Annotated in this window: 25 protein-coding genes; 8 read left to right on the plus strand and 17 right to left on the minus strand. The window is 74.8% G+C overall.

Annotation, left to right across the window (positions count from 1 at the left end; genetic code table 11):
• Positions 1 to 24: 24 nt before the first annotated feature.
• Positions 25 to 933: an ABC transporter ATP-binding protein gene (locus DQ238_RS04505; protein WP_113780107.1), complete on the plus strand. Its 909-nt coding sequence runs from the start codon at positions 25 to 27 to the stop codon at positions 931 to 933.
• Positions 930 to 1,787, plus strand: coding sequence for an ABC transporter permease (locus DQ238_RS04510; protein WP_113780108.1), 858 nt, complete (start codon positions 930 to 932; stop codon positions 1,785 to 1,787). The genes DQ238_RS04505 and DQ238_RS04510 overlap by 4 nt, the downstream gene beginning before the upstream one ends.
• 119 nt (positions 1,788 to 1,906) lie before the next feature.
• On the opposite strand, the gene DQ238_RS04515 is transcribed toward DQ238_RS04510, so the two are convergent.
• The 4 genes from DQ238_RS04515 to DQ238_RS04530 form a co-directional block, all read right to left on the minus strand.
• The gene (locus tag DQ238_RS04515; RefSeq protein WP_113780109.1) at positions 1,907 to 2,746 is read right to left on the minus strand and encodes a DUF4191 domain-containing protein; all 840 of its coding nucleotides are present in this window, start codon (positions 2,744 to 2,746) and stop codon (positions 1,907 to 1,909) included.
• A 247-nt stretch (positions 2,747 to 2,993) separates the two neighbouring features.
• Positions 2,994 to 3,959 carry a lipoyl synthase gene (lipA, locus tag DQ238_RS04520; RefSeq protein ID WP_113780110.1) on the minus strand — a complete coding sequence of 322 codons (966 nt, stop codon included), beginning with the start codon at positions 3,957 to 3,959 and terminating at the stop codon, positions 2,994 to 2,996.
• Between the two features lie 78 nt (positions 3,960 to 4,037).
• Positions 4,038 to 5,183: a hypothetical protein gene (locus DQ238_RS04525; RefSeq protein ID WP_113780111.1), complete on the minus strand. Its 1,146-nt coding sequence runs from the start codon at positions 5,181 to 5,183 to the stop codon at positions 4,038 to 4,040.
• Positions 5,184 to 5,261: 78 nt separating this feature from the next.
• Positions 5,262 to 5,714 (minus strand): hypothetical protein, encoded by a 453-nt coding sequence (locus DQ238_RS04530; RefSeq protein ID WP_113780112.1) that lies wholly within the window; start codon positions 5,712 to 5,714, stop codon positions 5,262 to 5,264.
• Positions 5,715 to 5,967: 253 nt separating this feature from the next.
• Between DQ238_RS04530 and leuS the strand changes: the two genes are divergently transcribed.
• Positions 5,968 to 8,898, plus strand: a complete 2,931-nt coding sequence (leuS, locus tag DQ238_RS04535) for a leucine--tRNA ligase (protein WP_113780113.1) — start codon at positions 5,968 to 5,970, stop codon at positions 8,896 to 8,898.
• A 122-nt stretch (positions 8,899 to 9,020) separates the two neighbouring features.
• Here the strand turns inward: leuS and lipB are convergent, their stop codons facing one another.
• From lipB to DQ238_RS04550, 3 genes are all read right to left on the minus strand, one after another.
• A complete protein-coding gene (gene lipB / locus DQ238_RS04540; protein ID WP_113780114.1) occupies positions 9,021 to 9,683 on the minus strand; it encodes a lipoyl(octanoyl) transferase LipB in 663 nt (220 codons plus the stop codon).
• A 124-nt stretch (positions 9,684 to 9,807) separates the two neighbouring features.
• Positions 9,808 to 10,548: a peptidase E gene (locus tag DQ238_RS04545; protein WP_233495696.1), complete on the minus strand. Its 741-nt coding sequence runs from the start codon at positions 10,546 to 10,548 to the stop codon at positions 9,808 to 9,810.
• A complete protein-coding gene (locus DQ238_RS04550) occupies positions 10,545 to 11,789 on the minus strand; it encodes an NAD(P)/FAD-dependent oxidoreductase (protein ID WP_113780115.1) in 1,245 nt (414 codons plus the stop codon). The genes DQ238_RS04545 and DQ238_RS04550 overlap by 4 nt, the downstream gene beginning before the upstream one ends.
• A 119-nt stretch (positions 11,790 to 11,908) precedes the next feature.
• On the opposite strand from DQ238_RS04550, the gene DQ238_RS04555 reads away from it, so the two are divergent.
• Positions 11,909 to 13,504: a serine/threonine-protein kinase gene (locus DQ238_RS04555; protein ID WP_199506131.1), complete on the plus strand. Its 1,596-nt coding sequence runs from the start codon at positions 11,909 to 11,911 to the stop codon at positions 13,502 to 13,504.
• Positions 13,505 to 13,530: 26 nt separating this feature from the next.
• On the opposite strand, the gene DQ238_RS04560 is transcribed toward DQ238_RS04555, so the two are convergent.
• From DQ238_RS04560 to lpdA, 3 genes are all read right to left on the minus strand, one after another.
• Entirely contained in the window at positions 13,531 to 14,439 is a 909-nt protein-coding gene (locus tag DQ238_RS04560) for a TIGR01777 family oxidoreductase (RefSeq protein WP_113780116.1), read from the minus strand.
• Positions 14,440 to 14,523: 84 nt separating this feature from the next.
• Complete coding sequence (sucB, locus tag DQ238_RS04565) at positions 14,524 to 16,392, minus strand: 2-oxoglutarate dehydrogenase, E2 component, dihydrolipoamide succinyltransferase (RefSeq protein ID WP_113780117.1); 1,869 nt, start codon at positions 16,390 to 16,392, stop codon at positions 14,524 to 14,526.
• Positions 16,393 to 16,436: 44 nt separating this feature from the next.
• Entirely contained in the window at positions 16,437 to 17,816 is a 1,380-nt protein-coding gene (gene lpdA, locus DQ238_RS04570) for a dihydrolipoyl dehydrogenase (protein WP_113780118.1), read from the minus strand.
• Positions 17,817 to 17,967: 151 nt separating this feature from the next.
• Between lpdA and DQ238_RS04575 the strand changes: the two genes are divergently transcribed.
• Entirely contained in the window at positions 17,968 to 18,297 is a 330-nt protein-coding gene (locus tag DQ238_RS04575) for an oxidoreductase (RefSeq protein WP_113780119.1), read from the plus strand.
• A 63-nt stretch (positions 18,298 to 18,360) separates the two neighbouring features.
• Here DQ238_RS04575 and DQ238_RS04580 read toward each other — a convergent pair whose 3' ends face one another.
• Positions 18,361 to 19,869, minus strand: a complete 1,509-nt coding sequence (locus DQ238_RS04580) for a leucyl aminopeptidase (protein WP_113780120.1) — start codon at positions 19,867 to 19,869, stop codon at positions 18,361 to 18,363.
• Positions 19,870 to 20,063: 194 nt separating this feature from the next.
• Here DQ238_RS04580 and gcvT point away from each other — a divergent pair, with 194 nt between their 5' ends.
• Positions 20,064 to 21,182 (plus strand): glycine cleavage system aminomethyltransferase GcvT, encoded by a 1,119-nt coding sequence (gcvT, locus tag DQ238_RS04585; RefSeq protein ID WP_113780165.1) that lies wholly within the window; start codon positions 20,064 to 20,066, stop codon positions 21,180 to 21,182.
• A gap of 112 nt (positions 21,183 to 21,294) precedes the next feature.
• Here the strand turns inward: gcvT and DQ238_RS04590 are convergent, their stop codons facing one another.
• The 4 genes from DQ238_RS04590 to DQ238_RS04605 are packed head-to-tail and all read right to left on the minus strand — an operon-like array spanning position 21,295 to position 23,699.
• On the minus strand, positions 21,295 to 22,425 hold the full coding sequence (locus DQ238_RS04590) for a YihY/virulence factor BrkB family protein (protein WP_113780121.1): 1,131 nt from the start codon (positions 22,423 to 22,425) through the stop codon (positions 21,295 to 21,297).
• 1 nt (position 22,426) lies between these two features.
• Positions 22,427 to 22,702 carry a DUF4235 domain-containing protein gene (locus tag DQ238_RS04595; protein WP_113780122.1) on the minus strand — a complete coding sequence of 92 codons (276 nt, stop codon included), beginning with the start codon at positions 22,700 to 22,702 and terminating at the stop codon, positions 22,427 to 22,429.
• Positions 22,699 to 23,265 carry a DUF3618 domain-containing protein gene (locus DQ238_RS04600; RefSeq protein ID WP_113780123.1) on the minus strand — a complete coding sequence of 189 codons (567 nt, stop codon included), beginning with the start codon at positions 23,263 to 23,265 and terminating at the stop codon, positions 22,699 to 22,701. The genes DQ238_RS04595 and DQ238_RS04600 overlap by 4 nt, the downstream gene beginning before the upstream one ends.
• A complete protein-coding gene (locus DQ238_RS04605; protein WP_113780124.1) occupies positions 23,262 to 23,699 on the minus strand; it encodes a phage holin family protein in 438 nt (145 codons plus the stop codon). Before DQ238_RS04605 ends, DQ238_RS04600 begins: the two co-directional genes overlap by 4 nt.
• A 123-nt stretch (positions 23,700 to 23,822) precedes the next feature.
• Between DQ238_RS04605 and DQ238_RS04610 the strand changes: the two genes are divergently transcribed.
• Positions 23,823 to 24,035 carry a hypothetical protein gene (locus DQ238_RS04610; protein WP_113780125.1) on the plus strand — a complete coding sequence of 71 codons (213 nt, stop codon included), beginning with the start codon at positions 23,823 to 23,825 and terminating at the stop codon, positions 24,033 to 24,035.
• 35 nt (positions 24,036 to 24,070) lie between these two features.
• Here DQ238_RS04610 and DQ238_RS04615 read toward each other — a convergent pair whose 3' ends face one another.
• Together DQ238_RS04615 and DQ238_RS04620 are read right to left on the minus strand one after the other, a co-directional pair.
• A complete protein-coding gene (locus DQ238_RS04615; RefSeq protein ID WP_113780126.1) occupies positions 24,071 to 25,054 on the minus strand; it encodes an aldo/keto reductase family protein in 984 nt (327 codons plus the stop codon).
• A 76-nt stretch (positions 25,055 to 25,130) separates the two neighbouring features.
• Entirely contained in the window at positions 25,131 to 25,739 is a 609-nt protein-coding gene (locus DQ238_RS04620) for a DUF3043 domain-containing protein (RefSeq protein WP_113780127.1), read from the minus strand.
• 145 nt (positions 25,740 to 25,884) lie between these two features.
• Here DQ238_RS04620 and DQ238_RS04625 point away from each other — a divergent pair, with 145 nt between their 5' ends.
• Complete coding sequence (locus tag DQ238_RS04625) at positions 25,885 to 26,232, plus strand: iron-sulfur cluster assembly accessory protein (RefSeq protein ID WP_113780128.1); 348 nt, start codon at positions 25,885 to 25,887, stop codon at positions 26,230 to 26,232.
• Positions 26,233 to 26,260: the final 28 nt, after the last annotated feature.

The raw sequence follows: 26,260 nt of genomic DNA on the forward strand, positions 1-26,260 counted from the left end.
AGACCGGGCAGGACGCTGCTCGGCATGGACGAGACCGTGGTGACCACCGACTCCCTGACCAAGCGCTTCGGGGACCGGTTGGCCGTCGACTCCGTCAGCCTGACCGTGCGGCGCGGCGAGGTCTACGGCTTCCTCGGCCCCAACGGCGCGGGCAAGACCACGACCCTGCGGATGCTGCTGGGGCTGGTCCGCCCGACCTCGGGCCGGGCTCGCGTGCTGGGTGCGCCGCCGGGCACCCCGGCCGCCGTCGCCGGCACCGGGGCCCTGGTGGAAGGCCCGGGCTTCTACCCGTACCTGTCGGGCCGCGACAACCTGCGGGTGCTGGCCCGCTACCGCGGCCTGGACGACCGAGCCGTCGACGCCGCGCTCGACCGGGTGGACCTGGCCGCGCGCGGGCGGGACCGCTTCCGCGCCTACTCCCTGGGCATGAAGCAGCGGCTCGGGGTCGCGGCGGCGCTGCTGGGCGAGCCGGAGCTGCTGGTCCTCGACGAGCCCACCAACGGGCTCGACCCCGCCGGCATGGCCGACATGCGGGCGCTCGTCGTCGACGTCGCCGCGGGCGGGCAGACCGTGATCCTCTCCAGCCACCTGCTCGCCGAGGTCCAGGAGATCTGCGACCGCGTCGGGGTGGTCTCCGACGGCCGGCTGGTGGCCGAGAGCACCGTGGCCGAGCTGCGCGGGGCGACGGCCGTCCTGGTGCGGGCCGAGCCGCTGGACGCCGCGCTCGCCGTGGCCATGCGGGTCGCCGGCGACGACGCGGTGGCCGTCGTGGGGGAGGGCCACGACAGCGGGCTGCGGCTGCAGGCCGGCGCCCCGGTGGTGCCCGAGCTCACCCGCGCGCTGGTCGCGGAGGACGTCGACGTGCTGGAGATCCGGCCGGTCGAGCGGTCGCTGGAGGAGGTCTTCTTCGAGATGACGGAGGTGGCGCGGTGAGCGCGCTGTACGCGAGCACGAGAGCCGAGCTGCTGCGCCTGCGCCGCTGGCCGGCGCTGTGGGTGCTGCTGGGGGTGTGGATCACCCTCAACGTGACCTTCGGGTACGTCTTCGACTACGTCGCCTACCGCCGCGGCGACGCCTCGCCGATCGGTGACGGCGCCCCGCCCGACGCCCTGCTGGCCGGCCTGCTGCCGGCCGCCGCGCCGGTCACCCTCGTGCAGGGGATGCCGCTGTTCGGCGGCGCACTGGTGATGATCATGGGGGCGCTCACGGTGGGCAGCGGCTACGGCTGGGGCACGTGGAAGACGGTGCTCACCCAGGGGCCGGGCCGGGGAGCGGCCTTCGGCGGCACCCTCGTCGCGCTGTCGGTGTTCGTGACCGGACTGGTGCTCGCCTCGGCCCTCGTCGACCTGGGGATCTCGGTCGGGATCGCCGTCCTGGAAGGGCAGCCGGTCGACCTGCCGGCGGCCGGTGACGCGGTGCAGGCGGTCGGGGCCGGGCTGCTCGTGCTCGGCATGTGGGCCGCGGCGGGCGTGCTGGTCGGCGTCCTCACCCGCAGCCCCGCGCTGGGGGTCGGGCTCGGACTGGTGTGGGCGCTGGTCGTCGAGACGCTGCTGCGCGGAGTGGTGGGGGTGCTCCCCGGGATCGCACCGGTGACCGACCACCTGCCGGGCACCGCGGCCGGGTCGCTGGTGGGCGCGCTCGGTGGCGTCGCCGAGGGCACCGGGGACGGTACCCCGGGGGTGCTCGACGTCCTCGGCGGTGCGACGGCGACCGGGTGGCTGGTCGGCTACCTCGTCGGGTTCGCCGTCCTGGCGCTGCTGCTGGTGCGCCGCCGCGACGTCAGCTGACCGATGTGGGCATGGGAAGCGATACGTGCGTTCTGCCCGCGAGGACGCACGTATCGCTTCCCATGCCTGGTTCAGCGGCGGCCTGGTTCAGCGGCGGCCTGGTTCAGCGGCGGCCTGGTTCAGCGGCGGCGGACCTGCCGCTGGCTCACCGACATCTGCCGGCCGCCGGGCAGCGGGCCGCCGGGCACCGGCATCCGCGTGCCGCCGAGGGCCGACAGCCGCTTGCGCAGGGCGTTGAGCTCGGCGCCGGAGAGGTTGCGCGGCAGCTTCATGACGTGCGCGCTCAGCTTGCGCAGGGGCACCTGCCCCTCGCCGTCGCCGACCAGGACGTCGTAGATCGGGGTGTCGCCGGCGACGCGGGCGATCCGCTTCTTCTCCTGGGCCAGCAGCGGGCGCACCCGGGAGGGCACCCCCTCGCCGACGAGGATCACCCCGGGGCGGCCGAGCACCCGGTGGACGGCGTCCAGCTGGGTGGTGCCGGCGACGCCGGAGGACACCTGCCAGTCCCCGCGCATGCCCTCGAGCACCCAGGCGGCCGCTCCGGGCTGCCCCTCCACCTGCCGGTAGGCCGAGCCCTGCGCGCGGCGGCCGAAGACGACGAGCGCGGCGAGCGCCCCGAGGACGACCGCCAGCGGGAGGAAGAGGAACGGCGAGCCGAGCAGGATGCCGACCAGCTCCACGACCGCGGCCACCGCGACGAAGGCGATGAGCATGAACCAAGGCAGCCTGGGGTCGTTCCTGCGGGTCAGCGAGTAGGCCTGCTTGAGCATGCGGGCCTGGTTGCCGACCCGTTTGAGCCGGCCGGCCTTCGGTTCCCCGGTCGTGCCGCGGCCGGCCGCTCGCCCCTTGGCCCCGACGGCGGTCGCCCCGCTCCGGCCGCGTCCCCGGGCCGGGCGCCGGGTCGCGCCGTCGCCGGTGCCGGACGGCGCGGAGGAGTCGGTGGACCTGCTGCGTGCCATGCCCTAGAGGATAGAGAAAGGACCCTCCTGCCCCCCACCGTGGAAGGGCCCCGTCCTCCCCATGAAGGACCCCCTTGCCCCCCACCACTCGCAGGCTGGCCTCGCCCGGAGGCTCAGCCCGAGCTCGCGAGGGTTGAGAGGGGCGAGGTCCTTCTACCTGCAAGGGGGCCGTCAGGGCTCAGGGCGGGACCCGGGACGGGGCCGCGCCGGGACCCTGCAGGAGGGCCGTGGCCGACCCCGGCGCCGTTCAGACCGAGCGGGTCAGGCCGCGGGCCTCGACGGCCTGCCGGTAGAGCCGCCCGGCCCGGTAGGAGCTGCGCACCAGCGGCCCGGCCAGCACGCCGGGGAAGCCGATCTCCTCGGCGGTCCGCTGGAACTCAATGAACTCGTCGGGCTTCACCCAGCGCACCACCGGGTGGTGCCGCGGTGAGGGCCGCAGGTACTGGGTGATGGTGAGCAGGTCGCAGCCGGCGTCGTGCAGCGCCTGCATCGTCTCGACGACCTCGTGCGGCTCCTCGCCCATGCCGAGGATGAGGTTGGACTTGGTCACCAGCCCGGCCTCGCGAGCGGCGGTGAGCACCGACAGCGACCGCTCGAAGCGGAAGCCGGGGCGGATGCGGCGGAAGATGCGCGGCACGGTCTCGACGTTGTGCGCCAGCACCTCGGGCCGCGAGGAGAAGACCTCGGCCAGCTGGTCTGGCTCCGCGTCGAAGTCGGGGATGAGCAGCTCCACCCCGCAGCCGGGGACGGCGGCGTGGATCTGCCGGACGGTCTCGGCGTACAGCCACGCTCCGCCGTCGGGCAGGTCGTCGCGCGCCACACCGGTGACGGTCGCGTACCGCAGCCCCATCGTCGCGACGCTCTCGGCGACCCGGCGCGGCTCGTCGGCGTCGAAGGCAGCCGGCTTGCCGGTGTCGATCTGGCAGAAGTCGCAGCGGCGGGTGCACTGGTCACCGCCGATGAGGAAGGTGGCCTCGCGGTCCTCCCAGCACTCGTAGATGTTGGGGCAGCCGGCCTCCTCGCAGACGGTGTGCAGGCCCTCGCGGCGGACCAGCGACTTCAGCTCGGTGTACTCCGGGCCGGTCCGCAGCCGGGTCTTGATCCACTCGGGCTTGCGCTCGATCGGCACCTGGCTGTTGCGGACCTCCAAGCGCAGCAGCCTGCGGCCCTGGGGCGCCGGAGAGGCAGGGGTCGGGGCCACCGTCTCGCTCACGGTCGATCACGGTACTCCGGCAGACGGCCGCGCCCGCCCGGTCGAGGCGGGCGCGGCCGTCCGCGCGGCGGTGCAGGGTCAGGACGCCGGGTTGCGCTCGTCGTCGGCGTCGGAGCCGATCCCGGCGCTGCCGGTCTGCGGCTGGCCGGTCGGCGAGGCCGTGGCCGTGTCGAGCGCCGGGTCGTCCCGGCTGGTCGTCGCGGTGCCGGGGGTCGCGGCGTTCTCCGCGTCGCCGTAGGCCAGCTGCTGCGGCTGCTCGCCGAGGTCGGTGTCCGGGGGTGTGGCGTCCCCGGGCGTGGTCTGGGCGGTCGAGACCGTCTTGCCGGAGTCGTTCGGTGGAGTGGGCACGGGATCCTCTCGGTAACTGGGGACGGGGCCGTCGCCGACGACGGCCGGGGACCACAGGTCATCGGTGCCGCGGCGGCGGCGCAGCACCACGAAGACGACGGTGGCGGCGCCGAGGAACGCGCCCAGCCACGGCCACCGCCGCGGCTCGGACTGCGCACCGACCCTCCGCCGGGCCTTGCCGCCGGCCTTGGCCGCCTTCTTCGTCAGGGCGCGGCGCCTCCCGGCGGCCTGCTTCCTCGCCCCGGCGGTGGTGGCGGTGAGCTCCCGCCGCCGGACGTCGAGCTCGCCGAGGGCGCCGTGCAGCCCCGCGGCGATCGACTCCCGCGTGCTCGCCAGCACCGGGGTGACGGTCTCGCGGGCGGCCAGCACCTTCGGCACCGCGTAGGTCAGGGCCGCGGTCTGGGCGGCGGTGAGCCGGGGGACGACGTCCTCCCCCAGGGCCTTCCGGGCCGCTCCCACCCGGGGCGCGAGGTCGGCCGCGGCCCGGGTGGCCGCCGTCTGGGCGGCCGTCACCGCCGAGGAGACCCGGGGCGCGGCGGCCTCGCGGGCAGCCTCGACGTGGGGGGTGAGCGCGACGCGGGCGGCCTCGACCCGCGGGGTGAGCGCGTCGCGGGCGGTTCCCACCTGCGCGGTGAGCGTGTCGCGGGCGGTCTCGACGGCCGGCGCCGCGACCGCGGCCGCGGCCGCCATCCTGGGCACCACCGCCAGCTTCGCCGCCTCGAGGGTCGGGCCGGTCGCCTCGCGGGCGGCCTCGACGCGCGGGGCCAGCTGTTCGGCCGCCGCCCGGCCGGCCTCCGCCAGCGCCGCCTCGATGTGGGCGAGGCCCTCCTGCAGCTCCTCGCCGATGATCTGGCCGTGCGTCTTCTTGCGGGCCACGGGATGCACCTCCGGTTGATCGTCTCGGCGGTCATCCTGCCCGTTCGTCGCGGACGGCACACCCCGAACGCGGAGCCGTCACCGCCCGCCGAGGTCGCCGGCCTCGGCGGGCGACCGGAGGTCACCGCGCCGGCGGACGCCCGCGTGGAAGCGGGCCACGCGGGCACGGATCAGGGCCACGAGGGCGACGTACAGCGGCAGGTGGTGGGCGAGGTAGAAGGCGTCCGCGACCGACGGGAACGGCTTCTCCGGCATCCTCGCGACCACCAGGGTGTAGACGAGGTTGCCGGCCACGCCCAGCGCGTGGGCGCAAGCCAGGGCCCACCACGCCACCCGGTCGGCACGGGCCCGGCGCGCGGCGGTGGTACAGACGAGCGCCGCGCCGACGAAGACGGCGTTGTAGAGGACGACGTCGTACACGGCCGCCCAGGCACCGCCGTCCGGGCGCCCGGCCACCCCGGTGGTGAACGCCGCCAGGGCGGCGAGGGTCGCGCCCAGGTACCACCGGGAGCGGCGTCCGGCCCCGGTCACCGCCCGCCGTCCCCGTCGCACCCGACCGGTCTCGGCCGATCGGGTCCCGTTCTGCACCGGGAACCGCCGGGAAGTGCCCCTCGCGGGTGAGATCGGCCCGCCGGCCCGAACGGGGTAGGCTCGACGGGTGACCAGGCGGCTCCTCCTCGCCCGGCCGTGCTGACCTGACACCTCCAGTCAGCACGGCGACCCCTCCTGCGTGAGGGGTCTTTTGCTGTCCGCCGCCGGTACCGCAGACCTGGGAGCGCGAACGATGAGCCAGACGGCCGACAGGCCCGACGTCGAGCAGACGGCGGGCGGCGCCGCGGACGGGGCGGTCCCGCCGCACCGGTACACCCCGGCGCTGGCGCAGCAGATCGAGCTGGCGTGGCAGGACCGGTGGGAGCGCGAGGGCACGTTCCACACCCCGAACCCGACCGGGCGCCTCTCCGAGGGGTTCGACGAGGTCGCCGACCGGCCCAAGTTCTTCGTGATGGACATGTTCCCCTACCCCTCGGGCACCGGCCTGCACGTCGGCCACCCGCTGGGCTACCTGGGCACCGACGCCACCAGCCGGTTCCGCCGGATGGACGGCGACAACGTGCTGCACCCCATGGGCTACGACGCCTTCGGCCTGCCCGCCGAGCAGTACGCCGTCCAGACCGGGCAGCACCCGCGCACCACCACCGAGGCCAACATCGCGGCGATCAGGGGGCAGCTGCGCCGGCTGGGCGTCGACCACGACGAGCGCCGGACCTTCGCCACGATCGACCCGGGCTACTACAGGTGGACCCAGTGGATCTTCCTGAAGATCTTCGGGTCCTGGTTCGACGCCGACGCCGGCCGCGCCCGCCCGATCGCCGAGCTGGTCGCCGAGCTGGACGCCGGGACCCGAGAGCCCGCGCCCGGAACCAACGAGACCGGCCGGCCGTGGCCCGAGCTGGACGACGTCGAGCGGCGCAGGGTCGTCGACGCCCACCGGCTGGCCTACCTGCACCAGGCGCCGGTGAACTGGTGCCCGGGTCTGGGCACCGTGCTGTCCAACGAGGAGGTCACCCCCGACGGGCGCTCCGAGCGGGGCAACTTCCCGGTGTTCCGGCGTCCGCTGACCCAGTGGATGATGCGGATCACCGCCTACGCCGAGCGGCTGCTGGCCGACCTGGACCGGCTGGACTGGTCGGACTCGGTCAAGCAGATGCAGCGCAACTGGATCGGCCGCTCGACCGGCGCGCGGATCGGCTTCTCCGTCGGGGTGGCGGGGCGGGCGGACGACGCGGCCGACCAGACCATCGAGGTCTTCACCACCCGGCCGGACACCCTCTTCGGCGCCACCTACGTGGTGCTGGCGCCCGAGCACCCGCTGGTCGACGCGCTGACCGCCGGCTCCTGGCCGTCCGGCGTCGACCCGCGGTGGACCGGCGGGGAGGCCACCCCCCGCGAGGCGGTCACCGCCTACCAGCGGCAGGCGTCGCGGCGCTCGGAGCTGGACCGGCAGAACGAGAACCGGGAGAAGACCGGCGTCTGGCTGGGCGTCACCGCGGTCAACCCGGTCAACGGCCGCGAGCTGCCGGTGTTCGTCGCCGACTACGTGCTGACCGGGTACGGCACCGGCGCGATCATGGCGGTGCCCGGTGAGGACACCCGCGACTGGGACTTCGCCGAGGCCTTCGGGCTGCCCGTCGTCCGCACCGTGCAGCCGCCCGCGGACTTCGCCGGCGGCGCGTGGACCGGCGCCGGTCCGGTGATCAACTCGGCGAACGACGACATCTCGCTGAACGGGCTGGACAGGGCGACGGCGATCGCGACGGTCACCGAGTGGCTGGTGCGGCACGGCTCCGGCGAGGCGACGACCACCTACAAGCTGCGCGACTGGCTGTTCAGCCGGCAGCGGTACTGGGGCGAGCCGTTCCCGGTCGTCTACGACGAGCACGACCTGCCGGTCGCCGTCCCGGAGTCGATGCTGCCGGTGCTGCTACCGGACGTCGACGACTACTCGCCGAAGACCTTCGCCGACGACGACGCCGAGTCCGCGCCCGAGCCGCCGCTGTCCCGGGTCACCGACTGGACGACGGTCGAGCTCGACCTGGGCGAGGGCCCGAAGAAGTACCGCCGCGAGACCAACACGATGCCCAACTGGGCCGGCTCGTGCTGGTACTACCTGCGCTACATCGACCCCGACGACGACCGGCGCATGGTCGACCCGGACAACGAGCGCTACTGGCTGGGGCCGCGCGAGCCCGGGGACGTCGGCGGCGTCGACCTGTACGTGGGCGGCATGGAACACGCCGTGCTGCACCTGCTGTACGCCCGGTTCTGGCACAAGGTGCTCTTCGACCTGGGCTACGTGTCCAGCGAGGAGCCGTTCCGCCGGCTGGTCAACCAGGGCTACATCTCCGCCTACGCCTACACCGACGAGCGGGGCTTCTACGTGCCCGCCGCCGAGGTGGAGGAGCGCGACGGGCGGTTCTTCTTCCAGGGCCGGCCGGTCAACCGCGAGTACGGGAAGATCGGCAAGAGCCTCAAGAACATGGTCACGCCCGACGAGATGATCGGCGCCTACGGGGCCGACACCTTCCGGGTCTACGAGATGTCGACCGGGCCGCTGGAGCAGTCGCGGCCGTGGGAGACCAAGGCCGTCGTCGGCTCCCAGCGGCTGCTGCAACGGATCTGGCGGGTGGTCGTCGACGAGTCGTCGGGCGTTGCCCGGGCGGCCGACGTCGAACCGGACGAGGACACCCTGCGGGCGCTGCACCGGACGATCGCAGGCGTCCGCGACGGGATGGCGACCCTGCGGTTCAACATCGCGGTCGCCCGGATCACCGAGCTGACCAACCACCTGACGTCCGCCTACGGCGCCGACCGGCCCGTGCCGCGGTCCGTGGCCGAGCCGCTGGTGCTGATGGTGGCGCCGCTGGCCCCGCACATCGCCGAGGAGCTGTGGTCGCGCCTGGGCCACAGCCGGTCGCTGGCCTGGCACCCGTTCCCGGTGGCCGACGAGCGCTGGCTGGTCGAGGACACCGTGCAGGTCGCCGTCCAGGTCAACGGCAAGGTGCGGGCACAGGTCACCGTGCCGGCGGACGCCGACGCCGCCGCGCTGGAGGCCGCCGCCCGCGCCGACGAGAAGGTGGCCGGGCACCTGGCCGGCAGGACGGTGCGCCGCGTGGTCGCCGTCCCCGGCCGGCTGGTCAACTTCGTCGTCGGCTGACAAAGAGCCCCCTGCCCCCCACCGCTCGCAAGCTCGCGGCGGGACTCTGCAGGAGGCCGTCGTGCTGAGCCGTTCCGTCACGCCTGCGCGGACCCCTGCGGGCCCACTGGGCGCGACACCGGTCAGACGGTGGCGGGCTGCGGAGCCAGCACGCGCCGCACCGCCGCCTCGACCGCGTCGATCACCTCGGCGACGGTCACGTCGCGGCCCAGTTCGGCCGACAGCGAGGTGACGCCGGCGTCGGCGATGCCGCACGGGACGATCGCCCCGAAGGCGGCCAGGTCGGGGTCGCAGTTGAGCGCGAAGCCGTGCATCGTGACCCCGCGGGCGACCCGCACGCCGATCGCGGCGATCTTGCGCTCGGGACGGAACCGGCTGGCCGGGCCCGGCTCGTCGGCCGCCACCCACACGCCGCTGCGGCCCTCGACCCGCAGGGTGGCGACGCCGAACCCGGCGCAGACCTCCATCAGCGCCTCTTCCAGCCGGCGGACGTGCGCGACGACGTCCACCGGGGCGGGCAGCGCGACGATCGGGTACCCGACCAGCTGACCCGGCCCGTGCCAGGTGATCTTCCCGCCGCGGTCGACGTCGACCACCGGCGTGCCGTCCTGGGGGCGCTCGTGCGGCTCGGTCCGCTTGCCGGCGGTGTAGACCGACGGGTGCTCGAGCAGCAGCAGCGTGTCGGGGCCCTCGCCGGCGACGCGGGCGGCGTGCAGCTCACGCTGCCGGGCCCAGGCTCGCTCGTAGTCGACGGTGCTCAGGCGGAGTACCTGCAGGTCGGTCACGTGTGCTCCTCGCTCGCGCTGGTGCTCCCGGCGACACGCTCCTCGGGTGCGGCCACCCGGTCCAGCCTAGGCCCCGTCCGGGGCACCGCCCCGAGCGTGCGAGGGGTGGGGAGGACGGGGCCGCTCAGCGCAGCCGGCGCGGCTCGATGCGGGTCTCCACCGCGGCGCCGTCCGGGCCCCGCTCGACCCGGTAGGCGGCCCTGCCCGGCCGGTCGGCCACGGCCTCGACCAGGTCGGTGCTCCGGTAGACCAGCCCGACGCCGTCGTCGGTGGCGTGCCCGGGCGGCAGCGTGCCGTCGGCGACGAGGCGGTGGTAGAGCGGGCGGCGCTGCTCCTCGCTGTCGAAGTGGACGCCGTTGGAGGCCGGGATCAACCCCAGCCCGTCGGTGACCGGCCGCAGCTCGGGGCCGTAGGAGTCCGTCGTCCCCCCGACGTGCCAGCACAGCGACCCGGCCGACACCCCGCCGAGCACCACCCCGGCCGTCCAGACCTCCCGGAACACCTCGTCCAGGCCGTGCACCCGCCAGACCGCCAGCAGGTTGGCCACGCTGCCACCGCCCACCCACACGACGTCCTGGGCCAGCAGGTGCGCGCGCACGTCGGGCACCGTGGGCATCGGGAACAGGCTGAGGTGACTGACCTGTACCGCGCTGCCCGCGAAGGCGCCGTAGACGCCGGCCACCCGCACCGGGTCGTCGCCCGTGGCCGTCCCCAGGTAGCACAGCCGCGGCCGCTGCGGTGCGCCCGCCAGCTCGACGGCGAGGTCGAAGACCGGCCCGGGCGCCCAGTCGTAGGGGCCCCGGCCGCGCGAGTCGAAGCCGATGCTGGTGGCCAGGATGGTCGGCGCGGTGGCGGGCACGGTCACGCAGCTCCGCGCAGGCCGGGACGCACGGCGCGCAGGACGGCGCGGGCGGCTCTCGCCCCGCTGGCCATGGCCCCCTGGATGGACGGGGTGTCGCGGTGGTCGCCGGCGACGTAGAGCCCGCCGCCGAGGTCGACCGGCTGCCGCAGTCGCAGCGGCGGGACGGCGGCCGGCTGGGCTCCGGGCACGGTGACCGACGTCAGGTGTTCCAGGTCGCCGGCGCCGACCCCGTGCAGCGCGGCGACCTCGGCGCGCACCTCGTCCTCACGCGTGGGGGCGAGGCTCGAGCTGGCCACCAGGGCCCGCCGGTCGGGGCTGTAGGCGGGTTGGGCGTCGGTGAGGACGACGCTGTTGACCAGCCGTCCGCCGGGTGAACCGAGCACGATGAGCGGGTCGCCGCTCGGGGAGGCCGGCAGCACGTGCAGGTGCGTCGTGACCTGCCGGGGCGCCGACGCCGCCACGCCGGGGACGAGCGCGGCGGCCGTGTCCGGGTCGGTGGCGACGACGACCGCGTCCGCGCGCACGCCGCCGCTGTCGGTGGTGACCGCACCGCCGCGCACGGCGGTGACCCGGACCCCCAGGTGCACGCGGTCCGCGCCGACGCGGGCCGCCAGCTGCTCGCCCACGGACTGCATGCCCCGGGCGGGCAGCCCGATGGGTCCGCGGGCGAAGCTGCGCCAGAGCAGGTCGAGGTACCGGCTGGAGGTCTCCAGCCGGTCCTCCAGCAGCACTCCGGCCAGGAACGGCCGGAAGAACCGCTCGAGCGCGGCGTCGCCGACCCCGGCCGCCCGCAGCCGTTGCTCGGCGGTGGTCTCGGGCGCCCGGAGCAACCGGTCGACCGGCGCGTAGGCCGCCCGGACGGAGTATGCGGCGATGGCCGCCTTGTGCAGCGGGGAGCCGATCGGGGCGCGCAGCGTGTCCAGGGCCGCCGACGGCCGTCGGCGCGGGTCGACGACCCGGTGCGCACGGCCGCCGACCCGCACCACGGCGCCGGGCCAGAACCAGCCGAGGTCGAGAGCGGGCAGGTCGAGGTCGGCGGCGCGCGGGTAGCCGGTGTTGAGCACCTGGAAGCCCCGGTCGACGACGAAGCCGTCGATCCGCTCGGTGGCCAGCCGGCCGCCCGTGTACTGCCCGGCCTCCACGAGGTGGACGTCGCAGCCGGCGGCGACCAGCCGCACGGCCGCCGACAGCCCGGCCAGCCCGGCTCCGACGACCACGACCTCGGCACGAGCGGGGAGCGGCATGGCACCGAACCTAGGCCGCGCGGCCGCCGTGCACCCGTCCGGTGCGGCGGCTGTGGATGGGGACGCCGCCTGTGGACGACGCCGGCGGGACGGCCGACAGGAGCTCTACGGTGCCCGCCATGCCGACGTCCGTGCCCGCGTCCCCTCCCGCGCCCGTCGTCCCCGGCTACCGGCTGGAGCAGCTGCTGGGCCGCGGCGGGTCCGGGGAGGTGTGGCGGGCGGTGCCCCGGGCGGGCGGTCCGCCGGTGGCGGTCAAGCTGCTCGTCGCCGGCGACCCGGAGCGGCAGGCCCGTGAGGCCGCCCTGCTCGGGGAGCTCGACCACCCGCACCTGGTCCGCCTGCACGAGGTGGTTCACCAGCCGCGCCGGGGTGGGCAGCCGCGGGTGGCCCTGGTGCTCGACCTGCTGCCCGGCGGCAGCCTCGCCGCGCTGCTCGCCCGACGTGGGCGGCTGCGCCCGGGCGAGGTGGTCACCGCCACCGCTCCCGTGGCGGCTGCCCTGGCGCACGCCCACGAGCGCGGGGTGGTCCACGGCGACCTCTCACCCGGCAACATCGTCTTCACCGCCGAGGGGCGGCCGGTGCTCACCGACCTGGGGGTGGCTCGGGTCCTCGGGGAGAGCGCCGCGGGGGAGGTGACCCCGGCCTACGTCGACCCGACGGTGGCCCGCGGCGGCGCACCCGGGCCCGCCTCGGACGTGTTCGGGGTGGCGGCCGCGGCGTTCCACGCGCTCACCGGCATCGCCCCCTGGAACGCCGCGACCCCTGCTGACACGCTGCGCATCGCCGCCGAGGGCCCGGTGCCCGACCTCGCCGAGCTCGCGCCGGAGGCTCCGGCGGACCTGCTGGCCGTCGTCGCCCGTGGCCTGTCGCCCGATCCGCACGAACGCGGATCCGCGGCGGCGTTCGCCCTCGACCTGCGGCACGCCTGCCGGCCCGAGCCGGTGCGGCTGCCACGACCGGGCGTGCCCGACGAGGAGCTGGGGCGCACCGGCCGGGGGCTCCGGACCGAGCTGACCCACCAGGTGCCCGGACGGCACCGCCGGCCTCCGGAGGAGCCCGAGCCGGCGGGGAGAGGCCGGGCCCGGGCCGCAGCAGCACGACCGCTGCTGCGCTGGGCCGGTGCCCTGACGGCCGCGGCCGCCGTCCTCACCGCGGTGGTGTGGCTCGGCGGCCGGTGGACGGCGCCCGCGGCACCGGTCGCCGAGCCCGCTGCGGAACTGGCCGACCGCGCAGCCGGTGTGCCGCGCCCGACGGCAGGCCCGGGAGCCGCCGTGTCGGAGTCGGCAGGGGACGGCTCCGGGTCGGAGCCGGACCGGGCCGCCGACTGGACCGCCCGGCTCACCGAGCTCTACGAGCGCCGGGCCGTCGCCTTCTGCACCGGCGCTCCACGGGCGCTGGCCGACGTGCACGCCGCGGGCAGCCCCCTGCTGGCCGCCGACCAGGAGGGCGTGTCGGCCCTCGTGGCCGCGGGGGAGCGGCTGCGCGGCTTCACGCCGGCGGTGGTCAGCGCCGCCGTGGTCGACGGCGGGGCGGAGCAGGGACGGGTGACCCTGCGGGTGGTGGACAGCTGGCCGGCGTACGAGGTGGTGCCGGTGGCGGCCCTCGACGGCCCGGCGCTGCGTTCCGTCGACGGCCGTGGGCAGGCGGAGGTGCGGATGACGCTGGTCGAGACCGAGGGCGGGTGGCGCATCGAGGCGGCCGAGCGGATCCCGTGACGCGGCCCGAGGCCGTGGGGCCGACGTCAGGGGCGCTGGAGCGCCACCCGCAGCGCGTCGTCGAGGTCGGGGTGGGTCCAGGTGAACCCGGCTCGCTCCAGCACGGCCGGCACGGCCCGCTGACCGGCCAGCACGCTCGACCGGGCGAACTCGCCCAGGACCAGGGACAGGACCGGGCCGGGGACGGGGAGGACGGCGGGCCGGTGCACCGCCCGGGCCAGGTGCTGCACGAACTCGGCGTTGGTCACGGGAACGGGCGCGGTGAGGTCCACCGGGCCGGAGAGGTCGGTGGTGAGCAGGAAGCGGATGGCCGCGACCTCGTCGTCCAGGCTGACCCAGGGCCAGTACTGCCGGCCCGACCCCACCCGGCCCCCGAGGCCGGCCCGGAAGACCAGGCCGAGGATGCGCACGAGCATCGCGTCCCGGTCCACCACCAGGCCGGTGCGCAGGTGGACCACCCGGACCCCGGCCTCCTCGGCCGGCCGCGTGGCGGCCTCCCACTCGACGCACAGCCGGGCCAGGAAGTCCGTACCCGGCGGTGCAGTCTCGTCGACGACCCGGTCGCCGGTGTCGCCGTAGTACCCGACGGCCGAGGCCGACAGCAGCACCCGGGGGCGCTGCGGGTCGGCCGTCGCCGCGGTGGCCAGTGCGGCGCTCACGGTGGCGGTGCTGTCCAGCCGGCTGGAGCGCAGCTGGTCCTTGTACGCGGCGGTGAAGGGCCTCGGCCGGATCGGTGTCCCGGCCAGGTTCACCACCGCGTCGACGTCGGCCAGCAGCGCCGGGTCGATCCGGTGGTGCTGCGGGTCCCAGCGGTGCTCGTCGGTGGTGCGCGGCGTCCGTCGGACCAGTCGCAGCACCTCGTGCCCGTGGGCGCGCAGGACCGGTGTCAGGCGGGACCCGATCAGTCCGGAGGAACCGGTGACCGCGACCTTCATGGATCTCCTCCCGACGGCACGGGACCGGACAGCAAAGGACGCGATCGGGGCCCCGGCCGTCGCCGGGGCCCCGATCGGTGCGGATCAGGCGAGGCCGAGCTCGCCGTGGAACTGCCCGCCCTCCAGCCGCTGCCGCACCGTGGTGAGGAAGCGGGCGGCGTCGGCGCCGTCGACGATCCGGTGGTCGTAGGTCAGCGCCAGGTAGACCATCGACCGGACCGCGATGACCTCACCCAGGTTCGGGTCCTGGACGACGACCGGGCGCTTGACCACCGAGCCGGTGCCGAGGATGGCGACCTGCGGCTGGTTGATGATCGGCGTGTCGAACAGCGCGCCGCGGCTGCCGGTGTTGGTCAGCGTGAAGGTGCCGCCACCGAGCTCGTCGGGGGTGACCTTGTTCGTACGCGTCCGCTCGGCCAGGTCGGCGATCTTGCGGGCCAGCCCGCCCAGGCTGAGGTCCCCGGCGTCGCGGATGACCGGGACCAGCAGCCCCCGCTCGGTGTCCACCGCGATGCCCAGGTTCTCCGAGTCGTGGTAGGTCACCGTGCCGGCCTCGAGGTCGATCGAGGAGTTCACGGCCGGGTGGGCCTTGAGCGCCTCGACCGCCGCCTTGGCGAAGAACGGCAGGAACGACAGCTTGACGCTCTCCCGGGCCTCGAAGTCCCGCTTGGCCCGGTCACGCAGCCGCGCGATCGCGGTGATGTCGGCCTCGACGACCGTGGTCAGCTGAGCGCTGACCGCCAGCGACTCGACCATCCGGCGGGCGATGACGGTGCGCAGCCGGGAGAGCTTCTCGGTGCGACCGCGCAGCGAGGTGTCGGGCTGCGCCGCCGGCGAGGGGGTGGGCGCCGTCCGCTCGGCCGCGGCGGCCGCCGGAGCGGCAGCTGCGGGTGCGGGCGTCGGGGCCGGGGCCGGGGCCGGGGCCTCCTCGGCGGCGGCAAGGACGTCCTGCTTGCGGATCCTCCCGCCGACGCCGGTGCCTGTGACGGTGGAGAGGTCGACGCCGTGCTCGGCTGCCAGCCGGCGCACCAGCGGCGTGACGTACTGGCCGCCGCCGTCGCCACCGGTGGCCGGCGCGGGTGCGGGTGCCTGGGGGGCCACCGCCTCGGCCGGGGAGGGGGCGGACGTGGGCGACGTCGCCGGCAGCACCCCGCTGGAGCCGTAGTCGGCGCCCGGCTGCTGGGAGGCCGGCTGGGCGCGCTGCGGGGTGGGGTCGGCCTGCGGAGTCGGAGCCGTCGCCTGCGCCGGGGCCGCCGGGGACGGGGCCTGCTGCTGGGCAGGGGCCTCCTGCTGCGCCGGAGCGGATGGCGCGGGCGCCGCCGCGGCGCCGCCACCCGCGGTGGGGGAGCCGATGACCGCGAGTCGCGTGCCGACCTCGACGGTCTCGTCCTCGTTCACCGCGATCGACAGCAGGGTGCCCGATGCCGGCGCCGGGATCTCGGTGTCGACTTTGTCGGTGGAGACCTCGAGCAGCGGTTCGTCGGCGGTCACCTCGTCGCCGACCGACTTCAACCATCGGGTGACCGTGCCCTCGGTGACGCTCTCACCCAGCGCCGGCATGGTCACCGGCGTCCCCTCGACGTCACCGGAGCCGGCGGACGGCGCCGCGGCGGCCGGTTCCGGCTGCGCAGTCGGCTGCGGCTCGGGCGCGGGCTCGGCGGCCGGCGCCTCGGCGGCTGCCGTGCCCGCGCCGCCGGCCGGTGCGCCGCCGCCGCCGTCCCCGCCGATGACCGCCAGCTCGGCGCCGACCTCGACGGTCTCGTCCTCCGCGACCAGGATCTTGGAGAGCACGCCGGCGGCCGGCGAGGGGATCTCGGTGTCGACCTTGTCGGTGGAGACCTCGAGGAGCGGCTCGTCGACCTCGACCTGTTCACCCTCCTGCTTGAGCCATCGGGTGACCGTGCCCTCGGTGACGCTCTCGCCCAGGGCGGGCATGGTGACGGACGTCGGCATCGGGGCAGGGCTCCTTCTGGCTCTGGGGGTGGGGACGGTGCGGGTCAGCCGTGCACGTGCAGGGGCTTGCCGGCCAGGGCCAGGTGCGCCTCGCCGACGGCCTCGCTCTGCGTCGGGTGCGGGTGGATGAGGCTGGCCACGTCGTCCGGCTCGGCCTCCCAGTTGTAGATGAGCTGGGCCTCGGCGATGAGCTCACCGACCCGGCTGCCGACCATGTGCACGCCCACCACCGGGCCGTCGACCGCCTGCACCAGTTTCACCGCGCCCTGCGTCTTGAGGATCTGGCTGCGGCCGTTGCCGCCGAGGTCGTAGGTGAGGGTCTTGACCTCGCCGTAGCGCTCCTTGGCCTGCGCCTCGGTCAGGCCGACCGAGGCGACCTCGGGCTCGGAGTAGGTGATCCGCGGCACGCCGGCGTAGTCGATCGGTGCCGGGTCGAGCCCGGCCAGCCGCTCGGCGACGAGGATGCCCTCCCCGAAGCCGACGTGCGCCAGCTGCAGGGTGGGGACGAGGTCGCCGACGGCGGAGATGGTCGGCACGTTGGTGCGGCAGTACTCGTCGACGAGCACGTAGCCGCGCTCCATCGCGACCCCGACCTCCTCGTAGCCCAGGCCCTGACTGACCGGGCCGCGGCCGACGGCGACGAGCACGAGCTCGGCCTCGAACTCCTTGCCGTTCTCCAGCTTCACCTTGACGCCGTCCGCGGTGGTCTCGACACCGGAGACCTTGTTGCCCAGCTCGAAGTTGATCTTCCGGCGGCGGAACGCGCGCTCGAGCAACTTGGAGGAGGACTCGTCCTCCAGCGGGACGAGGTGGGGGAAGGCCTCGACGATGGTCACGTCGACGCCGAAGGACTTCCAGGCGCTGGCGAACTCACAGCCGATCACGCCGCCGCCGAGGATGATCGCCGAGGTCGGCACGCGGTCGAGGTTGAGCGCGTGGTCGCTGGTGATGACCTTGGTGCCGTCGATCTCGATCCCGGGCAGGGTGCGGGCGTAGGAGCCGGTGGCCAGCAGCACGTGCCGGCCTTCGTAGCGCTGCCCGTTCACCTCGACCGCGGTGGGGGAGACCAGTCGGCCCTCACCCTCCACGTAGTGGATCTTGCGGCTCTTGACCAGGCCCTGAAGGCCCTTGTAGAGCCGGGAGATGACGCCGTCCTTGTAGGCGTTGACGCCGTCCATGTCGATGCCGGCCAACGACGTCTTGACGCCGAACTGCTCGCCCTCGCGAGCGTTGTCGGCGATCTCGCCGCTGTGCAGCAGCGCCTTGGTGGGGATGCAGCCGCGGTGCAGGCAGGTGCCCCCGACCTTGTCCCGCTCGATGAGGACGACGGACATGCCCAGCTCGGCGGCCCGCAGCGCGGCGGCGTAGCCACCCGAGCCACCACCGAGGATGACCAGGTCGGCGGGCGAGGTGGGTGCGCTCACGAGATCTCCTCGGGTGCAGTGGTCCCGCTCGTCTCCACGGGCGGCGGGTGGTCCGCGCCCATCCTGCCACTCCGGGAACGCGGAAGCGGCGAGCACCGTTGCCAGCGCGGACGTCGCGGACGCGACCGCGACCGGCAGGACGGGAGCGGGCATGGGGCTGTGGAGGCGACGGCGGCGGGCGCCCGGGCGCGGCACCCTCGACCGCGGGGCCGGGCGCGCCGACCTCACCCACCTCGAGCAGTTCGTCGCCACCCGCCGTGGGGTCGAGGGGTACGTCGAGCCGCGGACGGCGGTCACCGAGACCACCATCGTGCTGGTGGCCGCCGACGGCGAGTGGACGCGGCGCCGGATCGACGGCCCGGGCACCGCCCGCCGGCTGTCCCGCGACCTCGGTGTCCCCGTCTACGACGCGCAGGTCACCGGCTATCCACAGCGCATGCGGGAGTGGAACGCCCGGCAGCGCACCGACCGGCTCGGCTGAGGACGGTCCGGAGCACGCCCGCGGACCCGCGCCGGTGCAGGTCCGCGGGCGTGCTCGCGGGGATCAGCCCGCGACGAGGTCCTCGATGGTGGCCAGGAGGGTCCGCACCGGGACGCCGGTCCCACCCTTGGGCGTGTAGCCCCACGGCGCGCCGGTGTTGTAGCTCGGGCCGGCGATGTCGATGTGCGCCCACGGCAGGCCGGCCGGCACGAACTCGGCCAGGAAGTGCGCGCCGACGAGCATGCCGCCCATCCGGTCGGCGTTGGCGTTGACGAAGTCGGCGACCGGTGAGTCCAGCCCGCGGCGCAGCTCGGCCGGCATGGGCATCGGCCACATCGGCTCGCCGCTGCGACCGGCGGCGGCCACGACCGCGTCGCGCAGCTCGTCGCTGCCCATGACCCCGGCGGTGCGCGAGCCCAGGGCCACCAGCTGCGCGCCGGTGAGGGTGGAGGTCTCCAGCAGGGCGTCGGGGGAGTCCTCGGCGGCGCGGGCGATGGCGTCGGCCAGGATGACGCGGCCCTCGGCGTCGGTGTTGGTGATCTCGGCCTTCTTGCCGTTGCGGAAGGTGACCACGTCGGCCGGGCGGTAGGCGCTGCCGCTGGGCAGGTTCTCGGCGATCGGCACGGTGGCGGTGACCTCGACCGGCAGGCCGAGCTCGGCGACGAGGCAGACGGTGGCGATGACCGCCGCCGCGCCGGCCATGTCGCTGGTCATGTGGTGCATGTTCTGCGCCGGCTTGATCGACAGGCCACCGCTGTCGAACGTGATCCCCTTGCCGACCAGGGCGATCTTCTTCTGCGCCTTCTTGCCGGTGTAGGTCAGCCGCAGCAGCCGGGGTCCCCGCACCGAGCCGCCGCCGACGGCGAGGATGCCGCCGTAGCCGCCGGCGGCCAGGGCGTCCTCGTCGAGGACCTCGACCTTGAGTCCGGCCTTCTTCCCGGCGGCCGCACCGCGCTCGGCGAGCTCGGCGGGGTGGAGGTCGTTGGGCGGGGTGTTGACCAGGTCGCGGACGAGCGCGACCGCGTCGGCGACCGCACGGACACGGGCGAGCGCCGGGCGGGCGTCGCCGGCGTCGGGGACGACGACGGTGAACTCCCGCGGCGGGGTGGGCCGGCCGTCGAGGTCGGACTTGTACGCAGTGAACTCGTAGGCGCCGAGCAGGCTGCCCTCGCCCACCGCGTGCAGGCGCTGCTCGTCCGGCGTTCCGCCGACCGCGGCCAGCAGGCTGACCACGGAGCGGCGGCCGGACAGCGCCCGACTGGCGGCGCCGGCGGCCCGGCGCACCGCCTCGGCGGCGTACCCGCCGCCCGGCTGCGGGGCTCCGAGGCCGACGGCGGCGACGACGGGGAAGGGCCCCTGGCCGAGGCTGGCGACCCGGGTGACCTCGTCCTCCGCGCCGCGGGCACCGAGGTCGGCCAGCGCCGGCAGCAGCCGGCCACCGAGCAGCCGGTCGACGGCCTCCGCACCGGGGGTGGGCAGCGGGCCGTCGGCTCCCTTGCCGACGCCGACGACGACGGCGTCGGCGGAGAGCTTCTCGAGCGGGCGGTCGGTGGCGGTGAGCGTCGGCGGCACCGTTCGATCCTAGAAGGACCCCTCTGCCCCCCACCGTTCGCAAGCTCACGGCGGGCCCCTGCAGAGGGGCCGCCCCTGCCCCCACGGTTCGGAGAAGGGCCCCTGCAGAGGGGCCGCCCCTGCCCCCACCGTTCGGAGAAGGGCCCCTGCAGAGGGGCCGCCTGGTGCCCGCGGCGAGAGCTAGCGTGCCGTCCGTGAGTTCGCGGAGATCGCCCCTGTACGAACGGCACGTCGCTGCCGGCGCCAAGCTGGCCGACTTCGGGGGCTGGTCGATGCCCATCGAGTACGCCGGCGGCGGGGTCCTCGCCGAGCACGACGCCGTCCGCACCGGGGTGGGACTGTTCGACGTCTCGCACCTGGGCACGGTCACCGTGCGGGGCCCGGGGGCCGCGGCCTTCCTCGACAGCTGCCTGACCAACGACCTGTCCCGCATCGGGCCCGGCCAGGCCCAGTACACGATGTGCTGCCTGCCCGACGGCGACCCGCGCGCCGGCGGCGTCGTCGACGACCTCATCGCCTACCTGCACGGACCGGACGACGTGCTGCTGATCCCCAACGCGGCCAACGCCGCCGAGGTCGTCGACCGGCTGACCGAGGCCGCGCCCGCCGGGGTGATCGTCACCGACCGCCACGCCGAGGTCGCCGTCCTCGCGGTGCAGGGACCCAGGTCACCGCAGGTGCTGTCGTTGCTGGGGCTGCCGGGTGAGCTGCCGTACATGTCGTTCGTCACCGGCACGGGCGGCGGTCGCACCGAGGTCACCGTCTGCCGGACCGGCTACACCGGCGAGCACGGCTACGAGCTCCTGGTGGGGGCCGAGCGGGCCGGCGAGCTGTGGGACGTGCTGGTCGACACCGGATCCGACGAGGGGCTGCGGCTGTGCGGCTTGGGAGCGCGGGACACCCTGCGCACCGAGATGGGCTACCCGCTGCACGGCCACGAGCTCACCCTCGACACCACCCCGAACCAGGCCCGTGCCGGGTGGGTGGTGGGCTGGCGCAAGCCGGCGTTCTGGGGCCGGGCGGCACTGACGGCGGAGCGGGAGGCCGGGCCCGCGCGGCTGCTGTGGGGACTGCGGGTGACCGGCCGGGGGATCCCGCGGCCAGGCATGGCGGTGCTCGACGCCGACGGCGTCCGCGTCGGCGAGGTCACCAGCGGGACCTTCTCGCCCACGCTGCGCACCGGCATCGCCCTGGCCCTGCTGGACACCACGTCCAGCGCCGGCGAGGGCAGCGAGCTGGCCGTCGACGTGCGGGGGCGGCCGCAGACCGTGCAGGTCCTGCGGCCGCCCCTGGTGCCCTCACACGTGCGCTGAGGCCCCGACCCGGGTCCCGCCCCGAGCCCACATGGCCCCTTTGCAGGGTCCCGCCGCGAGCCTGCGAGTGGCGGGGGATGAGGGGGTCCTTCACGGGGAGGACGGGGTCCTCCTACTTGCGGGTGGGGTTCTTGTCCTCCTTGGTCGGCTCGGGGCGCTCGGGCAGGTTGTCGGCGACGACGGCGTCCCGCTTTCCCATGGGCAGGGGTTCGCCCTCTGTGGTGTCCACCGCCGTCTGGTGCTCGGCCTCGGAGTTGATCTCCGCGCCGAACAGGATGAGAAAGCAGGTCAGGTACAGCCACAGCATCAGCACGATGACGCCGGCGATCGTCCCGTAGGTCTCGTTGTACGAGCCGAAGTTGTCGACGTAGAAGCTGAACGCCACGCTGACCACGGCCCACACGACGGTGACCACGACCGCACCCAGGCTGACCCAGCGGAACCGTGGGGCGTCGCGGTCGGGGGCGATCCGGTAGAGGACCGCCAGCGACCCGGCGAACACGGCCAGCAGCAGCACCCACCGGACCACCTGCGCCAGGACGGTGGTGAAGGGCCCCAGGGGGAGCGCGTCCAGCACGTTGGGCACCACGGCGACCAGGGTGAAGGTGACGAGCACGAACACGATCGCGCCCAGGGTCAGCACCAGTGACAGCGCCCGCCGCTTGATGAAGTTGCGGGTCTCCACCTCGTCGTAGGCCAGGTTCACCGCGGTGATGAGGTTGTTCACCCCGCCCGACGCGCTCCACAGCGCACCCAGCACCGAGATCACCAACCCGAAGGTCAGCGCCCCGCCGCTGCGGCTGGCGATCGCGCCGAGCTGGTCCCCGATCAGGGAGGCGGCGCTGTCCGGCAGCTGTTGGGACAGGCTCTCGACCTGCGCGGCCACCGTCTCCGGCGAGGAGACCAGGCCGTAGATCGAGATCATCGCGATCAGCGCCGGGAAGACGGCCAGGAAGGCCCAGAACGCCACGCCGGCGCCGATGATCGGCATGTTGTCGGCGTTGTTCTCGGCCCAGGCCCGCTTGAGGATCTGCTTCCACCCGCGGGCCGGGATCCGCGTCGGCTTGTCGGCGCGGATCCCGGGCAGCTCGCGCTCGCTGGGCGCCCCGGGCGGCAGCCGGTCGGCGTGCGGATGGGGACCGCGATCCTCGGCCGCCTTCGCCGCTGCCCGCCGGGCGGCCTTCTCCTCGACCCGCTCCTTGATCCGGTCGACGGCGCTCTCGCGGGGTCGGATGCTCGACACGTCAGTCGCCCGGCCAGTTGCCGGTCAACTTGGTGAAGCCCTGTGCGCCGGCGCGGTCGATGGCGGCCTTGGTGGCGGCGAAGATCGCACCCTGCAGGGCGGCGGCCAGGATGACCTGCCACATCGGGTACTCACCCTGCAGGGCGTCGGGGGCGTCGTCCTCGTCGGCGATGCGTTTCCAGACCTGCTTGAAGATCGCACCGGAGATGGTGCCGGCGAGGATCCCGCTCAGCAGGCCGATCGGCCGGTAGGCGAGCTTGGCTCCCTTGCTGCTCACTTGGCCCTCCTCACGGCCCGCCGGGCCTTCTTCTGCGCCGTCCTGGCGGTCTTCTTGGCCGTCGTGCGCGCGGCCTCGACCCGCTTCTGCCTGGCCTTCGCCCGCTGCTTGGCGGCCTCCACCCGCTTCTGCCTGGCCTTCGCCCGCTGCTTCGCGGCCTTCTCGGCCGCCTTCTGCGTCGCGGCGCGACGGGCGGCCACGGCCTTGGCGGCCCGCTTCGCCTCGCGCTTCGCCGCCCGCCTGGCCGCCCGGCGGTCCTTGGTGGCCCGCCGCCAGGTGAGCAGGCCGACGAGCCCGGCCACGCCGGCGCCGGCACCGATGACCGCGGGGGGGTTCTCCCGGTAGGTCTCGACGGCGGTGTCCCGGGCGCGGAAGGCGCTCTCCCTGGCCCGCTCCTTGGCCCGGGCCGGCACGTCGAGCCGCTGGGAGAGCTCGTCCACGGTGCGGCCGAGCTGCTCGCGGGTGGCTTCGATCTCGGCCTTGATGGCGTCGGGGTCGTTGGACGTGGTGCCGCCGGTCGTCCGGGCGGACCCGTCCGGTCCGGGGCTGGTCGGGGTGCTCACCGGCGGACACTCTCCTTCACCGTCTCGATGTCGGCCTTGGTGCTCGCGATGGCCTCGGTCGGCACCGGGGGCGTCGCCTTCTCGACGTCCTTCTTGCCGACCAGCGCCAGGACGCCGGCGACGGCGAACAGCACCACGGCGATGACGAGCGCGGCCAGCCAGCCGGGCACGGCGAGGGCCAGCGCCAGGACGGCGGCGGCGATGAGCACCGCCAGGCCGAGGAAGGCGAACAGGCCGGCGCCGCCGAACAGGCCCGCGCCGACGCCCAGGCGCTTGGCCTTCTGGGTGACCTCGGCCTGGGCGAGCCGGGCCTCGTCGCGCACGAGGCGGCTGATCTGTTCGGTCAGCTGGCCGATCAGCTGACCGGTCGAGGCGCCCTCGGGAGCGGGGGGTGGTGCGGTCGCGCGGCTCGCGCCCGCGGTGGGGTCGATCATCGGTCCTCCGGTCCTGGGTGGACTGTCGCGCCCTCCCATGCCCGCGATGATCGCAGGGGTAACCAGGTCCAGGTCACACTCCGGTGAACGGCCGGTCCGCGAACGGCTCACTAGCCTTCGGCCATGAGCTGGTACTGGCGGCTGGAGGACCCCTCGGGCGCGGAGGTCGACCCGGCCTCGGTCGGGGTCGAGGTCCCGCGGGCGGACAACCAGGGCGACGCGGAGTCCTGGCTGGGGGAGAACTGGCGGGACCTGCTCGAGCGTGGGGTCGCCACGGTCACGCTCTTCGACGGCGAGCAGGAGGTCTACGGGCCCATGGGCCTGGCGGCCACATGAGCAGCGGAGCCGAGCGGGGCGGCGCGATGGCTCCCTCAGCCGCGGGCGGTCTTCGCGGGGTCGCGCTCGACGACGTCGCCGAGGACCTCGTCGATGCGGGCCAGGACGTCGGCGTCGAGCCGCACGCCAGCGGCCTGCGCGTTGTCCTGCACCTGCTCGGGCCGGGTGGCGCCGATGATGGCCGCGGCGACGTTGCGGTTCTGCAGCACCCAGGCGACGGCGAGCTGGGCCATCGACAGGCCGAGGTCGTCGGCGATCGGGCGCAGCTGCTGCACCCGGGTGAGGACGTCGTCCCGCAGGAACCGCCGCATGGACCCGCCGGCCTCGGCGTGCCCGCCGCGGCTGTCCGGCGAGGGCTGCTGCCCGGGCTGGTACTTGCCGGTGAGCACGCCCTGGGCCAGCGGCGACCACACGATCTGTGAGATGCCCTCCTCCTCGCAGGTGGGGACGACCTCGGCCTCGACGACCCGCCACAGCATCGAGTACTGCGGCTGGTTGCTGATCAGCTGGATGCCGAGGTCTCGGGCCAGAGCGGCGCCGGCCGCGATCTCGTCGGCACGCCACTCGGAGACCCCGACGTAGAGGACCTTGCCCGCCCGCACCAGGTCGGCGAAGGCGGTCATCGTCTCCTCGAGGGGCACCGTGGGGTCGTAACGGTGCGCCTGGTAGAGGTCGACGTAGTCGGTCTGCAGCCGCCGCAGCGAGGCGTGGCAGCTCTCGACGAGGTGCTTGCGGCCCAGCCCGCGGTCGTTGTGGCCCGGGCCGGTCGGCCAATAGACCTTGGTGAACAGCTCCAGGCCCTCGCGTCGTTGGCCGGCCAGGGCGCGGCCGAGCACGGCCTCGGCTCGGGTACCGGCGTAGACGTCGGCGGTGTCGAAGGTCGTGATGCCGGCGTCCAGGGCGGCGCTGACGCAGGCGTGCGCGGCGTCCTCCTCGACCTGGCCCCCGTGGGTCAGCCAGTTGCCGTAGGCGATCGCGGAGATGGAGAGGCCGGAACGGCCCAGTCGTCTGGATTCCACGGGGCCCGACGCTAACCCGGCCCCGTCCAGGGCACCGCCCTGAGCCTGCGAGGGGTGGGGAGGACGGGGTCCTCTCTCAGACCTGGGCGCCCACCGGCACCTCGGGCTTGGGGAAGCGCCAGCGACGGATCATGGTCGCCCGCGTGACGCCGTACCACACCAGTCCGCGCATGTTGTGGTCCTGGGCGGGGAAGCGCTCGAGCACCTTCCGCCGGACCCGCCGGCCGAGGACGACGGAATCGGCGATGATCACCAGGAAGAAGACCATCCACAGCAGGACCGTGTAGCTCTGCACCGCGGCGCTGGGGATGAAGTACCCGACCAGGACGAGGGCTGCCACGGGGAGGAAGAAGCTCCCGGCGTTGCGCCGCGCGTCGACGACGTTGCGCACCAGCCTGCGCACGGGGCCACGGTCGCGGGCGGGCAGATGGGCGTCGTCCCCCCGCGCGGCGCCGGCCCGGGCGGTGCGGCGGCTGGCCGCCTCCTGCTCCCGCATCCGCCGGTAGGCCTCCTTGCGGGTGGTCGGCGGCGGCGGAGGAGGGCCGGGACGGCGCCCCTGGGCCTCGCTGCGCTTGGGCGTGGGCCGCCCCTTGCCCGTGGTCTTCACCAGCCGGGAGGCCGTGGCGCCGGCGGGAGCCGGCGCGGCGTCGGTGCGGTCCCGGCGTCCGGGCAGGCGGAGCTTCACCCCCGCGAGTCTACGGGTGGCCTCGGCCGCTCCCGGTCCGGGCGCGATCCGGCACCGTACAGTGGGAAGAGGCTCCGCTCCGGCGGTGTTGGCCTGCTGCAGGACGTGCCGCAGCAGGCACCCTCGAACGTGGGAGGACAACGAGATGACGGTGCAGGACACCGCAGCGACCGGCGTGATCCTGAGCGAGCCGGCGGCCGTCAAGGTCAAGGCGCTGCTGGACCAGGAGGGACGCGACGACCTCCGGCTGCGCATCGCCGTCCAGCCCGGCGGCTGCTCGGGCCTGCGCTACCAGCTCTTCTTCGACGAGCGGTTCCTCGACGGTGACCAGACCTACGACTTCAACGGCGTCGAGGTCATCGTCGACCGGATGAGCGGCCCCTACCTCGGTGGCGCGGTCATCGACTTCGTCGACACCATCGAGAAGCAGGGCTTCACGATCGACAACCCGAACGCGACCGGCTCCTGCGCCTGCGGCGACTCCTTCAGCTGAGCCCGCCACCGCGGTCCTCCGGACCGCA

The organism is Geodermatophilus sp. TF02-6, assembly GCF_003319115.1.
In the GTDB taxonomy this organism is placed as follows: Bacteria; Actinomycetota; Actinomycetes; order Mycobacteriales; family Geodermatophilaceae; genus Geodermatophilus.